Origin of the sequence: Streptomyces sp. NPDC056222, assembly GCF_042264065.1 — a bacterium.
GTDB lineage: Bacteria > Actinomycetota > Actinomycetes > Streptomycetales > Streptomycetaceae > Streptomyces.
Genome location: NZ_JBHJTL010000049.1, coordinates 13,318 through 27,860 on the forward strand (window position 1 = coordinate 13,318; position 14,543 = coordinate 27,860).

General features: G+C 73.3%; 11 protein-coding genes and 1 riboswitch. Of the genes, 8 read left to right on the plus strand and 3 right to left on the minus strand.

Annotated elements, in window-relative coordinates:
• Nucleotides 1-33 precede the first annotated feature (33 nt).
• The gene (locus ACFC0D_RS22585) at nucleotides 34-333 is read right to left on the minus strand and encodes a hypothetical protein (protein ID WP_376438724.1); all 300 of its coding nucleotides are present in this window, start codon (nucleotides 331-333) and stop codon (nucleotides 34-36) included.
• Nucleotides 334-495: 162 nt separating this feature from the next.
• On the opposite strand from ACFC0D_RS22585, the gene ACFC0D_RS22590 reads away from it, so the two are divergent.
• The gene (locus ACFC0D_RS22590) at nucleotides 496-1,239 is read left to right on the plus strand and encodes a PP2C family protein-serine/threonine phosphatase (RefSeq protein WP_376438727.1); all 744 of its coding nucleotides are present in this window, start codon (nucleotides 496-498) and stop codon (nucleotides 1,237-1,239) included.
• Between the two features lie 14 nt (nucleotides 1,240-1,253).
• On the opposite strand, the gene ACFC0D_RS22595 is transcribed toward ACFC0D_RS22590, so the two are convergent.
• Entirely contained in the window at nucleotides 1,254-2,561 is a 1,308-nt protein-coding gene (locus ACFC0D_RS22595) for a hypothetical protein (RefSeq protein ID WP_376438729.1), read from the minus strand.
• 185 nt (nucleotides 2,562-2,746) lie between these two features.
• Between ACFC0D_RS22595 and ACFC0D_RS22600 the strand changes: the two genes are divergently transcribed.
• The 4 genes from ACFC0D_RS22600 to ACFC0D_RS22615 all read left to right on the plus strand — a co-directional run bounded on the left by ACFC0D_RS22600 (nucleotide 2,747) and on the right by ACFC0D_RS22615 (nucleotide 6,897).
• A complete protein-coding gene (locus ACFC0D_RS22600) occupies nucleotides 2,747-3,706 on the plus strand; it encodes a D-2-hydroxyacid dehydrogenase family protein (protein ID WP_376438829.1) in 960 nt (319 codons plus the stop codon).
• A 71-nt stretch (nucleotides 3,707-3,777) separates the two neighbouring features.
• Nucleotides 3,778-4,731, plus strand: coding sequence for a nucleoside hydrolase (locus ACFC0D_RS22605; RefSeq protein WP_376438731.1), 954 nt, complete (start codon nucleotides 3,778-3,780; stop codon nucleotides 4,729-4,731).
• A 70-nt stretch (nucleotides 4,732-4,801) separates the two neighbouring features.
• The gene (abc-f, locus tag ACFC0D_RS22610) at nucleotides 4,802-6,418 is read left to right on the plus strand and encodes a ribosomal protection-like ABC-F family protein (RefSeq protein WP_376438832.1); all 1,617 of its coding nucleotides are present in this window, start codon (nucleotides 4,802-4,804) and stop codon (nucleotides 6,416-6,418) included.
• Nucleotides 6,415-6,897, plus strand: a complete 483-nt coding sequence (locus ACFC0D_RS22615) for a hypothetical protein (RefSeq protein WP_376438733.1) — start codon at nucleotides 6,415-6,417, stop codon at nucleotides 6,895-6,897. The genes abc-f and ACFC0D_RS22615 overlap by 4 nt, the downstream gene beginning before the upstream one ends.
• A gap of 46 nt (nucleotides 6,898-6,943) precedes the next feature.
• On the opposite strand, the gene cobN is transcribed toward ACFC0D_RS22615, so the two are convergent.
• Entirely contained in the window at nucleotides 6,944-10,552 is a 3,609-nt protein-coding gene (cobN, locus tag ACFC0D_RS22620; protein ID WP_376438736.1) for a cobaltochelatase subunit CobN, read from the minus strand.
• A gap of 34 nt (nucleotides 10,553-10,586) precedes the next feature.
• Nucleotides 10,587-10,730, minus strand: a riboswitch (cobalamin riboswitch).
• A 63-nt stretch (nucleotides 10,731-10,793) separates the two neighbouring features.
• Between cobN and ACFC0D_RS22625 the strand changes: the two genes are divergently transcribed.
• From ACFC0D_RS22625 to ACFC0D_RS22635, 3 genes are read left to right on the plus strand one after another with little or no spacing between them, the layout of a single operon-like run.
• Nucleotides 10,794-12,329, plus strand: coding sequence for a cobalamin biosynthesis protein CobG (locus ACFC0D_RS22625; RefSeq protein WP_376438738.1), 1,536 nt, complete (start codon nucleotides 10,794-10,796; stop codon nucleotides 12,327-12,329).
• Nucleotides 12,326-12,979 (plus strand): precorrin-8X methylmutase, encoded by a 654-nt coding sequence (locus ACFC0D_RS22630; RefSeq protein ID WP_376438740.1) that lies wholly within the window; start codon nucleotides 12,326-12,328, stop codon nucleotides 12,977-12,979. Before ACFC0D_RS22625 ends, ACFC0D_RS22630 begins: the two co-directional genes overlap by 4 nt.
• On the plus strand, nucleotides 12,976-14,478 hold the full coding sequence (locus ACFC0D_RS22635; protein WP_376438743.1) for a precorrin-2 C(20)-methyltransferase: 1,503 nt from the start codon (nucleotides 12,976-12,978) through the stop codon (nucleotides 14,476-14,478). The genes ACFC0D_RS22630 and ACFC0D_RS22635 overlap by 4 nt, the downstream gene beginning before the upstream one ends.
• The last annotated feature ends 65 nt before the right edge of the window (nucleotides 14,479-14,543 follow it).

The following is a 14,543-nucleotide window of genomic DNA, read 5'->3' on the forward strand; positions in this document are numbered from 1 at the left end:
TATCTCAGATATGGGATCCACTGCCAGGGTCTTCTACGGTGCCAGCCGGCTGAACGCCACCTCGAAGTGCTCCACCGACACCACCCGCTGCCCCTCCCGCTGCGACGACTCGTCCCGCACCTCGGCCGCCCTGCCCTCGCTGGCCACCATGGCCTCCTCGTCCTCCCACAGGGTCAGCGACGTCGCCTTTCCCGTGGCCCGGTCGACGAGGTAGTACGCGCCCTTGAAACCCGGCAGCGTCTCCACCAGCTTGACGATCACCTCCGACTTGGCGGCCAGGTCGCCCTCCACGGGAACCGGTGACCCCTGGTACGTGCTCAGCCTCGCGTACATCGACGGACGTCCTTTCCTCGGCGGCCAGGCAGCTCAGCACCAGCGTGCGACGGCGGGCCGCGCCCCGCATGTCAGCGCGGGACAATAGGGACGAGGAGGGCGCGGGGAGGACGCGAGGAGAGGCCGGGGAGCGCGCACGGAGGGCATGAGGAGGCGGACACCGTGACGCCGTACATAGCCGTGACCGCCCTGAGCCATGCGGGGCTGCTGCGCGACCACAACGAGGACAGTCTCGTCGTCGGTCCGTGGACGCTCTGCGGGACCGTGACCGACAGCCCCCAGACGATGCTGTTCCCCCTCGACCGGCCCCTTCTGGTCGCCGTCGCCGACGGACTGGGCGGGCAGCCGGCCGGTGAGGTGGCCAGCGGTCTTGTCGTGCGCCGGCTCGCCGCGCTCGCTCCGGCGCTGGTCGGCACCGAGGCGATGGGCGAGGCGCTGGAGCTGTGCAACCGGGCCGTGTACGCGGCGGCCGACGGCCGCCCGGACCTCGCCACCATGGGGACCACGGTGGCGGGCACGCTCGTCCTTGAGGGGTCGCTGCTGTCGTTCAACGTCGGCGACAGCAAGGTCTACAACGCGGCGCGGGCCGGGCTGCGCCAGGTCAGCGTGGACGACAGCCCGCCGCCCCCACCCGGGCAGCGCACCACCTCGGCCGTCCTGCAGACCCTCGGCGGCAGCCACACGTACAACGCCGTCACGCCCCATGTCGCGAGCTTCCCGCTCAACCTGGGCGACCGCTATCTGGTGTGCAGCGACGGTCTCACCGACCCGGTGCCGGACGAGGAGATCGAGGACCTGCTGCGGGTGCACGACGACGGCAAGGCGGCCTTCGAGCTGTGGAAGGCCGCCATCGACGCCGGCGGACCCGACAACATCACCCTCGCGCTCGTCCGGGTGGGGGACTGAACCTCGTGGGGCCCTCACACGGGCTCCCGCTCCGGCTCCTTCTCCCCTCCCTCCCCCTCCTTCTCGTCCTCCGCGAGGAACTCCGTCACCGCCAGCGCGAACAGCAGCGCCAGCGCCAGGCCCACGACGACCCAGCCCGTCGGATGGCTCCAGAGGATGTACACGACGATCGCCGCGGCCACCAGGATCCAGGTGATCCACGTCCGGTGCCGGCTGACGAACGGGCCGACCGGGCCCGTCCGCAGGCCCACACGGTCGGCCGTCTGGCGCGTGGCCCGGATGCCCGAGTGCCACAGCTCGCGGACCACCGTGGCGTACCGGCCGGGGCCGGAGAGCCAGGCCGCGAGCGCGAGGACCAGCCCGAGGACCACGACCATCCGGATCGTCGTCCGCAGGAGGCGGACGAGGGCGTCGTAGACGGACTCGGCGGCCGCCTGCGAGACGGTGTCGGGCAGGGCGTTGAGATAGACCGTACGGAAGACGGTCAGGCCGACGGCGAGCACCAGGGCCGCGGCGACGAAGCCGAGGGCCGCGGCGACCAGGGCGCGGCGCCGGTGGGCGGAGAGCAGCACACCGGCCGCGGCGAGGAGGACGGCGATGACCGGCAGCCAGAAGCCCATCAGTTCGAGGAGCCGGAAGCCGGTCTTCACCTTCCCGATGTCGTCGGCCTTGAGGATGGTGAAGTCGGTGTGCACCTCGGGGATCTTCTCGGCGACCGAGAGGCCGGACTCGACGAGGCGTTGCTTGACCCGTTCGATGACGGGCGCGAGGTCGAGCGTCACCGTGTCGTTCTTGATCTGCACCGCGCCCTCGCCGCTGCCGGTCAGGGCGCGGACGACCGAGGTGTGGATCGCGCGGTTGGCGTCGGTCCACACCGTCTCGAAGGCGTCCGAGGCGACGATCTCCTCCGCCTTGTCGTGGACGAAGCTCTGCACCGCGCTTTCCAGGGAGTCACCCAGGCGGCCCAATGCCCGTGCCAGGAGCGGGCGCTGTTCCGGGGCGACCCCTTCCAGGAGGTCCTGGAGGTCGATGTGTTGCATCACCGCGCCGGTGACCCGGTTGGCCACGGCGGCCTGGATGTCCGGGTCCGAGGCGAGCGGTTTCACCGTGGCGACGTAACGGTCGGTGTCGCCGACGATGTCGGCCGTCCAGGCGGCGACGATGCCCAGCGGGGCGAGCACGCAGCCGAGGACGATCAGCAGCGCGGCGAAGAAGGAGCGCAGCCGGTGGCGGCGCACGGGCGGCCGCCCGGCCTCCGCCTCCAGGGCGGCGACCCGCGCCCGCAGCGCCTCCAGTTCGCGGTCGGACTCTGGTGTGTTCATCCCTCCGCTTTCCCGAGCATTCGCCGATATCTCTACGAATCAGGCCAATTCTCCGAGCGGGTGGTGGGTTTGTCGCTCCGGGCTGGGCCGATCGCGCCCCGTCACCCGAGTGCCGCAGCACCGGAGTGCGGGCCACGGACCTCTGTCGTACGGTCGGCCGTCCGCGCGATCATGGGGGCATGGTCATGAAGCAGCGCTGCGCCGTACTCGACGACTATCAGGGCGTCGCCCTCTCCTCCGCCGACTGGACTCCGCTCGCCGACCGCGTCGACGTACGCGTGCTGAGCGAGCACCTGACCGACCGGGACTCGCTCGTCGCCGCGATCGAGGACTGCGAGATCGTGGTCGTCATGCGGGAACGGACGCCGCTGGACGCCGAGTTGCTGAAGCGGCTGCCGCGACTGCGGCTGATCGTCACGTCCGGGATGCGCAACGCCTCGATCGACCTGAACGCGGCGGCCGGACTGGGGATCACCGTCTGCGGTACGGCCAGCAGCTCCGAGCCGCCCGCCGAACTCACCTGGGCCCTGATCCTGGGCCTGGCCCGCCAGGTACGGACCGAGGCGCAGGCGCTGCGCGAGGGCGGGCCCTGGCAGTCGACGGTCGGGATGGACCTGGCCGGCCGGACCCTTGGGCTCGTGGGCCTCGGCAAGATCGGCGGCCGGGTCGCCCGCATCGGCCTCGCCTTCGGCATGGACGTCCACGCCTGGAGCCCGAACCTGACGCGGGAACGGGCCGCCGAGCACGGGGTGACCCTCGCGGCGGACAAGCGGGAGCTGATGGAACGCAGCGACATCGTCTCGCTGCACATGGTCCTGTCCGACCGCACCCGGGGGCTCGTCGGCGCGGCCGAACTCGACGCGATGCGCCCGTCCGCGTACCTGGTCAACACCTCCCGCGCGGGCCTGGTCGACGGCGAGGCGCTGCTGCGGGCGCTGCGCGAGGGCCGGATCGCGGGGGCGGGGCTCGACGTCTTCGCCACCGAACCCCTCACAGCCGACGACCCCCTGCGCACCCTGCCGAACGTCCTCGCCCTGCCGCACCTCGGATACGTGACGGAGGGCAACTACGCCCGCTACTTCGGCCAGGCGGTCGAGGACATCGAGGCGTACCTGGCGGGGGAGCCGGTGCGGGTTCTGGGGTAGGCGGCGCGGGGGCGGGCACCCGGCCCGCGCGGACGAGTGACGGCCGGGCGACCGTGTGGGACGGTGGACGTATGCCGGTACCCGTGATCCTCGACTGCGATCCCGGCCACGACGACGCCTTCAACATCCTGCTGGCCGCGGCCCATCCGGCCGTCGACCTGCTGGCCATCACCACCGTGGCGGGCAATCAGACGGTGGAGAAGACCACCCTCAACGCCCGCCGGGTGTGTGCGGTCGCCGGGATCCGCGGAGTGCCGATCGCGGCCGGCCGGTCCCGGCCGCTGCACGGCGCGCCGCTGGTCGCCGAGAACATCCACGGCGGCTCGGGGCTCGACGGGCCCGGGTTCGGCGAGGGTGAGCCGGACGTACCGCAGGATCCGCGCGACGCCCTCACCCTCACCCGGGACATCCTGCTCACCCAGCCCGCGCCCGTGACGCTCGTCCCGACCGGACCGCTGACCAACGTCGCGACGCTGCTGCTCGCCCATCCGGAGCTGACGCACCGGATCGAGCGGATCGTGCTGATGGGCGGGTCGACCGGGCGCGGGAACACCACACCGGCCGCGGAGTTCAACATCCTGTGCGACCCGGAGGCGGCGGACATCGTCTTCGACAGCGGGCTGCCGATCACGATGTTCGGGCTCAACGCCACCCATCAGGCCCAGGCGACCCCGGACGTCATCTCCCGTATCGCCGCGCTGGGCACGCCGCTCGCCAAGCTCTGCATCGAGCTGCTGACCTTTTTCGCCGCCACCTACCGCGAGGTCTACGGCTTCGACGCACCACCGTTGCACGATCCGCTGACCGTGGCGCATCTGATCGACCCGTCCCTGATCAGCCTGGTGCGGGCGGCGGTGACGATCGAGCTGACGGGTACGCACACGCGCGGGGCGACGGTCGTGGACCTGGACGGCGTGACGGGCCGGCCGGCCAACGCCGAGGTGGGCATGGAGGTCGACGTGCCGGGCTTCTGGGACCTGATCGTGGAGGCCGTGCGGGTACTGGGCGAACGATCCCGGAACTGACGAGACGCAACGTCTTGCGAAATGACGAGCGATCCCTTACGTTCGAGGAACACGAGACGAGACGTCTCGTATCGCTTTCTCCGAGGCAAAGGATCCGCCCTTGTTCCGTGTCCAACTCACCGACGTCACCAAGCGCTACGACGACCGGCTCGTCCTCGACCGGGTCTCCCTCACCGTCCGCCCCGGCGAACGCGTCGGCGTCGTCGGCGACAACGGCTCCGGAAAGTCCACCTTCCTCCGGCTCCTCGCCGGCCTGGAGCAGCCCGACAACGGCACCGTCGCCGTGGACTCCCCCGGCGGTCTCGGCCACCTCGCCCAGACCCTGGACCTCCCCGGCACCGCACGCGTCGGCGACGCGGTCGACCTCGCGCTCGCCGACGTACGGAAGCTGGAGCGGGCGATCCGGGCCGCCGAGGCGGAGCTCGCCCGCACCGGCGACCTCGAGGGGTACGCGACCCTCCTCGCCGCGTACGAGGCGCGCGGCGGGCGGGACGCCGACCGCAGGGTCGAGACGAGCCTGCGGCAGCTCGGCGAGCGGGAGCCGCTCGACCGCGACCGCCCGCTCGGCACGCTCTCCGGCGGACAGCGCTCCCGGCTCGCCCTCGCCGCGACCCTGGCCGCCGACCCCGAACTGCTGCTGCTCGACGAGCCGACCAACGACCTCGACGACGAGGCCGTCACCTGGCTCGAGGAACGGCTGCGCACCCACCGGGGGACGGTCGTCGCCGTCACCCACGACCGGGTCTTCCTCGACCGGGTCACGACCGCCGTCCTGGAGGTGAACGGCGAGCTGCGCACGGTCCGCAGATACGGCAACGGCTACGCCGGCTATCTGACCGGCCGGGCGGCCGAACGGGCCCGGTGGGAGCGGGAGTACGAGGAGTGGCGGACGGAGCTCGCCCGCCACACGGCACTCGCCGACACCAACATCGACCGCTTCTCCGCCATCCCGCGCAAGGCCCCGGCGGCCTTCAGCGGGGCCGGCGCCTTCCGCGCCCGCTCGCGGGCGCACGGCGCGATGAGCAGGATCCGGGCCGCCCGCGAGAAGCTCCAGCGGCTCACCGAGGACGCTGTGGCGACACCGCCGGAGCCGCTGCGGTTCACGGCGTCCATCGAGGGCGCGGCGGGCGCGGTCGCGCTGACGGACGTACGGATGGAGGGCCGGCTGCGGCCGGCCTCCCTGCGCCTGGCCCCCGGTGAACGCCTCCTGGTCACCGGCCCGAACGGCGCCGGCAAGTCCACCCTGCTCAAGATCCTCGCGGGCGAACTGACCCCGGACGGCGGGACGATGACGGCCCCTCCCCGGGTCGGGATGCTCCGCCAGGACACCGAACTGCCGGACGACCCCCGCACGGTCGCCGCGGCGTTCGGGGAGGGCCGGGAGGAGGAGCTGCTACGGCTCGGGCTCTTCCGGGCCGCCGATCTGTCCACGCCGGTACGGGAGTTGTCGACGGGCCAGCGCCGCAAGCTGGAACTGGCGCGCCTGGTCACCCGCCCAACGGACCTGCTCCTCCTCGACGAACCGACCAACCACCTGGCCCCCGGCCTGGTGGAAGACCTGGAGGCAGCCCTCGCCACCTACCCGGGCACCCTGGTGATCGTCACCCACGACCGCCGAATCCGAGCGGGCTTCCGGGGCCGACGCCTCGAACTGGCCGCGTGGGCTAGCGCACCGTGTCCGGCGTGAACGGAGGCTGCTCGAAGGTGGGTACGGGGATCACGATCACGTCGTCCCCGGGCGTGTACGGCGGAGGTATCTCCGGCGTGGGCAACGGCCGGGGCGGCGCCGGGGGCGGGTTGGGCCCGGAGTTCGGGTTCTGCGGCTCCGTCCGCGACCGGGTGCCGGTCTTCCGCTTCGTCTCCTTCGCCTTCGGGCGCGGTGACACGTACGCCGTCGGCGGCGGGGTCGTACGGGTCGCGGACGGCGTCGCGGACGGGCTCACCGACGTCGACGCACTCGGCGAAGGCGTCGGCGAAGCTGTCGGTGAGGCCGAGGAGACGGAAGGGGAACCGGACGGGGACGGGGGACGGCTCCGGTCTCCGTCCGTACCGCCGCCCCCGCCGCATCCGCTCAGTACGAGCCCGGCCAGCAGCGCCACCGCCGCCGGACCGGATCCTCTTCCGCCGAGGGCACGCATGCCCCTCACCCCACCCCTGGAGACCTGATCCGCACATTCGTGCGGCCGGAATCGTACCGTCGGCGGGCCGGCCGTCAGCCCTCCCCGTCGTCCTCCAGATCGCCCTCCGTGTCCAGGAACACCTGCCGCAGCGCCGCCAGGGTCTCCGGGTCCGGCTTCTCCCACATGCCGCGCGACTCCGCCTCCAGGAGGCGCTCCGCGATGCCGTGCAGGGCCCAGGGGTTGGCCTCCTTCAGGAAGGCCTGGTTCTCCGGGTCCAGGACGTACGTCTCCGTGAGCTTGTCGTACATCCAGTCGGCGACCACACCGGTCGTCGCGTCGTAGCCGAAGAGGTAGTCGACCGTCGCCGCCAGCTCGAACGCGCCCTTGTAGCCGTGACGACGCATCGCCTCGATCCACTTCGGGTTGACCACCCGGGCGCGGAAGACCCGCGAGGTCTCCTCGACCAGGGTCCGGGTGCGGACCGTCTCCGGACGGGTGGAGTCGCCGATGTACGCCTCGGGCGCCGAGCCCGTCAGCGCGCGGACGGTCGCCACCATGCCGCCGTGGTACTGGAAGTAGTCGTCCGAGTCGGCGATGTCGTGCTCGCGCGTGTCCGTGTTCTTCGCGGCGACGGCGATCCGCTTGTACGCCGTCTCCATCTCCGAGCGCGCCGGACGCCCTTCGAGACCACGCCCGTACGCGTACCCGCCCCACACCGTGTACACCTCGGCGAGGTCCGCGTCCGTACGCCAGTCGCGCGAGTCGATCAGCTGGAGGATGCCCGCGCCGTACGTGCCCGGCCGCGAGCCGAAGATACGGGTGGTCGCCCGCCGCTCGTCGCCGTGCTCGGCCAGGTCGGCCTGCGCGTGCGCCCGTACGAAGTTGTCCTCGGCCGGCTCGTCCAGCGAGGCGGCCAGCCGCACGGCGTCGTCGAGAAGCCCGATGACGTGCGGGAACGCGTCCCGGAAGAAGCCCGAGATGCGCAGCGTCACATCGATGCGCGGACGGCCCAGTTCGGCGAGCGGGATCGCCTCGAGACCGTTCACCCGGCGCGAGGCGTCGTCCCAGGTCGGGCGGATGCCCAGCAGGGCCAGCGCCTCGGCCACGTCGTCGCCCGCCGTGCGCATCGCGCTCGTCCCCCACAGGGACAGACCGACGGACGTCGGCCACTCGCCGTTGTCGGAGCGGTAGCGCTCCAGGAGCGAGTCGGCGAGCGCCTGACCGGTCTCCCACGCGAGGCGGGAGGGAACGGCCTTGGGGTCGACGGAGTAGAAGTTCCGGCCGGTCGGCAGCACGTTCACCAGACCGCGCAGCGGCGAGCCGGACGGGCCGGCCGGCACGAAGCCGCCGTCCAACGCGTGCACGGCGTGGGTGAGTTCGTCGGTCGTGGCCGAGAGCCGCGGAACGACCTGCTCGCAGGCGAAGCGGAGCACCGCCTGGACGTCGGCGCCGTACGCGGCGGCGACCGCCGGGACCGCGTCCACGGACCAGTCCGCCGCCTCCATCGCCTCGACCAGCTCGCGCGCAGTCGCCTCCGCCTCGTCGGCGGTCGTCCGGGTCGCGGCCGACTCGTCCAGCCCCAGGGCCTCACGCAGACCCGGCAGGGCCTGCGTACCGCCCCAGATCTGCCGGGCGCGCAGGATCGACAGCACGAGGTTCACCCGCGCCTCGCCCACCGGCGCCCCGCCGAGCACATGCAGACCGTCCCTGATCTGCGCGTCCTTGACCTCGCACAGCCAGCCGTCGACATGCAGCAGGAAGTCGTCGAAGCCGTCGTCCTCCGGACGGTCCTCGAGCCCCAGGTCGTGGTCGAGCTTCGCCGCCTGGATCAGCGTCCAGATCTGCGCGCGGATCGCGGGCAGCTTCGACGGGTCCATGGAGGAGATCTGCGCGTACTCGTCGAGCAGCTGCTCCAGGCGCGCGATGTCGCCGTACGAGTCGGCGCGCGCCATCGGCGGCACCAGGTGGTCGACGAGCGTCGCGTGCACGCGACGCTTGGCCTGCGTGCCCTCGCCCGGGTCGTTGACCAGGAACGGGTAGATCAGAGGGATGTCGCCGAGCGCCGCGTCCGGGCCGCAGGCGGCCGACAGGCCGGCGTTCTTGCCGGGCAGCCACTCCAGGTTGCCGTGCTTGCCGAGGTGGACCATCGCGTCCGCCCCGAAGCCGCCGTCCTCGGCGCGCGCCGCGATCCAGCGGTAGGCGGCCAGGTAGTGGTGGGACGGCGGGAGATCGGGGTCGTGATAGATCGCGATCGGGTTCTCGCCGAAGCCGCGCGGCGGCTGGATGAGGATCAGCAGGTTCCCGCGCCGCAGGGCGGCGAGGACGATGTCGCCCTCGGGGTTGCGGGACCGGTCCAGGAACATCTCGCCGGGCGCCGGGCCCCAGTGCTCCTCGACCGCCTCGCGCAGCTCGGCCGGGAGCTGCGCGTACCAGCGCTTGTAGTCGGCCGCCGGGATGCGAACGGGGTTCTTCGCCAGCTGCTCCTCGGTGAGCCAGTCCTGGTCGTGGCCGCCGGCCTCGATCAGGGCGTAGATCAGCTCGTCGCCGTCGCCGGAGACCAGGCCGGGGATCTCCTCGACCGGACCGAAGTCGTAGCCCTCCTCCCGCAGGCGCCGCAGCAGCGCGACGGCGGAGGCGGGGGTGTCGAGGCCGACCGCGTTGCCGATCCGGGAGTGCTTGGTCGGGTACGCGGAGAGGACGAGCGCGAGCTTCTTCTCGGCGTTCGGGATATGGCGCAGACGGGCGTGACGGACCGCGATCCCGGCGACGCGGGCCGCGCGCTCGGTGTCGGCGACGTACGCGGGCAGCCCGTCCTCGTCGATCTCCTTGAAGGAGAACGGGACGGTGATGAGCCGGCCGTCGAACTCGGGGACGGCGACCTGGCTCGCGGCGTCCAGCGGGGAGAGACCCTCGTCGTTCTCCTCCCAGGCCGAGCGCGAGCCGGTGAGGCAGAGCGCCTGGAGGATCGGTACGTCGAGGGCGGCGAGCGCGCCCGCGTCCCAGGCCTCCTCGTCGCCGCCGGCCTGCGCCTCGGCGGGCTTGGTGCCGCCGGCCGCGAGGACGGTGGTGATGATCGCGTCGGCGCCGCGCAGACGGTCGAGCAGCTCCGGCTCCGGGGCGCGCAGGGACGCGACGTACAGCGGCAGGGCCTGGGCGCCGGCGTCCTCGACGGCCTCGCAGAGGGTGTCGATGAAGGCGGTGTTCCCGCTCATGTGGTGGGCGCGGTAGTAGAGCACGGCGACCGTCGGGCCGTCGGTCGTCCGGGGCGTGCGCTCCAGCGGGCCCCAGGTCGGCGCGGCGGCCGGGGCGTCGAAGCCGTGGCCGGTGAGCAGCACGGTGTCGGAGAGGAAGCGGGCCAGCTGCTCCAGGTTGGCCGGGCCGCCGTGCGCGAGGTAGGCGTGGGCCTCGGTGGCGACACCCACCGGGACGGTGGAGGTCGCCATGAGCTGGGCGTCGGGGGCCTGTTCGCCGGAGAGCACGACCAGCGGCCTTCCGGCGGCGCGCAGCGCGTCGAGGCCGTCCTCCCATGCCCGCAGCCCGCCGAGGAGCCGCACGAGAACGAGGTCGACGTCGTCCAGGAGCCCGGGCAGGTCGTCCAGGGCGAGGCGGGAGGGATTGGCGAACCGGTACTCGACGGGGCCGCCGGCCGCGCGGGCGCTGAGCAGGTCGGTGTCGGAGTGCGACAGCAACAGAATTCGCATGCGTGCGCAGGCCTTCCTCGGGGTTGTCCGCGCCCCGGGTGGTCGTATGGACGGCGGGAGTTCCTGACTCACCGGGCCGCTGGTGCGACCTGGCTCACAGTGGCGGGACCGCGCCGGATTCTCACCGGGCTTCCTCCCCGGGGTCCTGGGACCCCATGCCGTCTGCATAGTAGATCGTGCTCACGGCGGGCAGGGGTCGTCCCCAGGGGTCGTCCCGATCCACGTGGGTATGCTCGCCGCCATGCCGCCCACCCCACCCACAACGCCCAACCGGGGCGAACCTCTCATACGGGACCGTGGCGATGCCTGCCCCGGCGCGCTGCGCCTGCACCCCGCCGATGACGGCGGTCTGGCCCGACTGCGCCTGCCCGCAGGCTTGTTGACGTCTCGTCAGGTCCAGGTCCTGGCGTCGGCGGCGGAGTCGCTCGGCGACGGCCGGGTCACGGTCACGTCCCGGGGGAACGTGGAGCTGCGCGGCCTCGGCGAGGGCTGTGGCATCGATCTGGCGGAGCGGCTGACGGAGGCGGGCCTGCTGCCCTCGGCCACCCACGAACGCGTCCGCAACATCGTCGCCTCCCCGACCGCGGGACTGGACGGACTCGGCCACGCGGACGCGCAGTTGTGGGCCCGCGAACTGGACACCCTGCTCTGCGCGACCCCCTGGACGGCGGCCCTCTCGGGCCGCTTCCTCTTCGTCCTGGACGACGGCCGCGGAGACGTGGCGGGGCTGGGCGGAGATGTGACCTTGATCGCAGGAGGACCGTGGGCGGCCGGCGACGGGGGGACGGGCGAGAGCACGTCGCCCGGCGGGAGCAAAGCCTCGACGGGCGGGAGTCCGCACCCCGGCGGGACCGGAGCCTCGGCGGCCGGGAGCCCGTCGCACGGCGAGACCGGAGCCTCGGTGGGCGGGAGTCTGTCCCCCAATGAGAGCGAAGCCTCGGCCGGCGGCTGCGTCGGCCCCGCCCCGCGCGCGGCCGACGCCCTGCTGTACGTCGGCGGGCAGGCGTTCCGCGTCGCGGGCGCCGACGCGCCGCGAGCGGCGCTCGCCGCGGCCGACGCGTTCCTGCGGGCCGCACAGGCCGCCGGGAACGGCGCATGGCGTGTGAAGGAGCTGCCGAACGCAGGCGCACCGAACACGGAGGCCATCGACACCGCCGGCCTGACGGCACTGCCGGGCACCGCGACTCCCGGCGCCGGAACGGCCGACGCGCCGGACGCCGGGACCGGCCTCCTCGACCTCGCCGCCGCGCTCGCACGGGCCGGGGTCGACGCCCGGCCCGTCGTCCCCGCACCGCCGCTGCCGCACGGCGCGCCGCCCGCGCCCGGGCCCCTCGGCGGGAACGCGCTGCACGTGCTCGCGCCGCTCGGACGGCTGACGGCCACCCAGCTGCGGGCGCTGCTGCCCGCCGACGAGGTACGGCTCACGCCCTGGCGCGGGGCCGTCGTCGTCGGGGCCACCCGAACGCGGCTGCCCGAGCTGGAGGCGGCCGGGCTGGTCACCGACCCCCGCTCCCCCTGGGTCGGCGTCGGCGCCTGCACCGGGCGGCCCGGCTGCGCCAAGTCCCTCGCCGGCGTCCGCGCGGACGCCGTACCCGGCACTCCCGGCCTCCCCGTCCACTTCTCGGGGTGCGAGCGCCGGTGCGGCCACCCCCAAGGCGCCCCCGGCAGCTGGGTCGACGTCCTCGCCACCGCCGAGGGCACCTACCTCGTGGACGGCCGCCCCACCCCCCGTACCTCCCTGACCGAAGCAGTCGCAACGGCCCGCACAACGAGATGAGCGAGAACGACACGATGTTCGCCTACGAGAAGGACGGCGCGGAGATCTACCGCCAGTCCTTTGCCACGATCCGCGCCGAGGCGGACCTCGCCGATCTGCCCGCCGACGTCGCCACGGTCGCGGTCCGCATGATCCACGCCTGCGGCATGACCGACCTCGTCCGCGACCTCGCCTACTCGCCGCAGGTCGTCTCCCGCGCCCGCGCCGCCCTGCGCGCCGGCGCACCGATCCTGTGCGACGCGCAGATGGTCGCCAGCGGCGTGACCCGCAAGCGCCTGCCCGCCGACAACGACGTGGTCTGCACCCTCTCCGACCCCTCCGTGCCCGCCCTCGCCGCCGAGCTCGGCACCACCCGCAGCGCCGCCGCCCTCGAACTCTGGCGCGACCGCCTCGAAGGCTCCGTCGTCGCCATCGGCAACGCGCCCACCGCCCTCTTCCACCTCCTGGAGATGATCGCGAAGGGTGCGCCCCGCCCGGCCGCCGTCCTCGGCATACCGGTCGGCTTCATCGGCGCCGCCGAGTCCAAGGACGCCCTCGCCGCCCAGACCCTGGGCCTCGACTACCTCGTCGTACGGGGCCGGCGCGGCGGCAGCGCGATGACCGCCGCCGCGATCAACGCCATCGCGACGGAAGCGGAGATCCAGGCATGAGCGCCAACGCCCCCGGCAAGCTGTACGGAGTCGGCCTCGGCCCCGGCGACCCCAACCTGATGACGGTCGCCGCCGTGAAGGCCATCGCGTCCGCCGACGTCGTCGCCTACCACTCGGCCCGCCACGGCCGCTCCATCGCGCGCTCCATCGCCGCCGAGCACCTCCGCGAGGACCACATCGAGGAGCGGCTGATGTACCCGCTCACGGTGGAGACCACCGACCACCCCGGCGGCTACCGCGGCGCGCTCGACGACTTCTACGAGGAGGCCGCGGCCCGCCTCGCCGCCCACCTCGACGCCGGCCGCACCGTCGCCGTCCTCGCCGAGGGCGACCCGCTCTTCTACGGCTCGTACCAGCACATGCACAAGCGGCTCGCGGACCGCTACGACACCACCGTCATCCCCGGCGTCACCTCCGTGTCCGCCGCCGCGGCCCGGCTCGGCGAGCCGCTGTGCGAGGCGGAGGAGGTCCTGACGATCATCCCCGGCACACTGCCGGAGGACGAGCTGACGGCCCGCCTCGCGGGCACCGACTCGGCGGTCGTGATGAAGCTCGGCCGCACCTTCCCCACCGTGCGCCGCGCCCTGGAGCGCGCGGGCCGCCTCGACGACGCGCGGTACGTGGAGCGGGCGTTCATGGCGGGCGAGCGGACGGAGATCCTCGCCGAGGTGGACCCGGAGACCGTGCCGTACTTCTCGGTCGCCGTCCTGCCCTCCCGTATCGACGCCGTCACCCCCGAGTCCCGGGAGACCGGCGGCGAGGTCGTCGTCGTCGGCACCGGCCCGGCGGGCGCTCCCTGGCTGACGCCGGAGTCGCGCGGCGCGCTGGTCAACGCCGACGACCTCGTCGGCTACACCACCTACCTCGACCGCGTCCCGGCGCTGCGCCCCGGCCAGCGCCGGCACGGCTCGGACAACAAGGTCGAGTCCGAGCGCGCCGAGTTCGCCCTCGACCTCGCCCGGCGCGGGCGCCGCGTCGCGGTCGTCTCGGGCGGCGACCCCGGTGTCTTCGCCATGGCCACGGCGGTCCTGGAGGTCGCGTCGGAGGAGCGGTACGCGGACGTTCCCGTACGGGTCCTCCCTGGTGTGACGGCCGCGAACGCGGCAGCCGCCGCGGCGGGCGCCCCGCTCGGCCACGACTACGCCACGATCTCCCTCTCGGACCGGCTCAAGCCCTGGGACGTGATCGCCGCCCGCCTGCGCGCCGCCACCCGGGCGGACCTGGTCCTGGCGCTCTACAACCCGGGCTCGAAGTCCCGTACGCACCAGGTGGCGGCCGCCCGCGACCTGCTGCTCGAACTCCGCTCGCCCGAGACCCCGGTGGTCGTGGCACGGGACGTCGGCGGCCCGGAGCAGTCGGTACGGGTCCTCACCCTCAAGACCCTGGACCCCTCCGAGGTCGACATGCGCACCCTCCTCCTGATCGGCTCCTCGCAGACACGGGCGGTCGAGCGGGGCGACGGCCGCACCATCACGTGGACGCCGCGGCGGTACGGCTGAGATTCGGGGCGCGAGATCCGAGGTGGGGGGCGGGCACAACCCTTCCCCCACCTCAGGAGTCACAC

Coding starts and splice junctions, on each gene's coding strand:
- ACFC0D_RS22585 (WP_376438724.1), bottom strand. CDS start 333: ATGTACGCGAGGCTGAGCACGTACCAGGGGTCACCGGTTCCCGTGGAG.
- ACFC0D_RS22595 (WP_376438729.1), bottom strand. CDS start 2,561: ATGAACACACCAGAGTCCGACCGCGAACTGGAGGCGCTGCGGGCGCGG.
- ACFC0D_RS22600 (WP_376438829.1), top strand. CDS start 2,747: ATGAAGCAGCGCTGCGCCGTACTCGACGACTATCAGGGCGTCGCCCTC.
- ACFC0D_RS22605 (WP_376438731.1), top strand. CDS start 3,778: ATGCCGGTACCCGTGATCCTCGACTGCGATCCCGGCCACGACGACGCC.
- cobN (WP_376438736.1), bottom strand. CDS start 10,552: ATGCGAATTCTGTTGCTGTCGCACTCCGACACCGACCTGCTCAGCGCC.
- ACFC0D_RS22625 (WP_376438738.1), top strand. CDS start 10,794: ATGCCGCCCACCCCACCCACAACGCCCAACCGGGGCGAACCTCTCATA.
- ACFC0D_RS22630 (WP_376438740.1), top strand. CDS start 12,326: ATGAGCGAGAACGACACGATGTTCGCCTACGAGAAGGACGGCGCGGAG.
- ACFC0D_RS22635 (WP_376438743.1), top strand. CDS start 12,976: ATGAGCGCCAACGCCCCCGGCAAGCTGTACGGAGTCGGCCTCGGCCCC.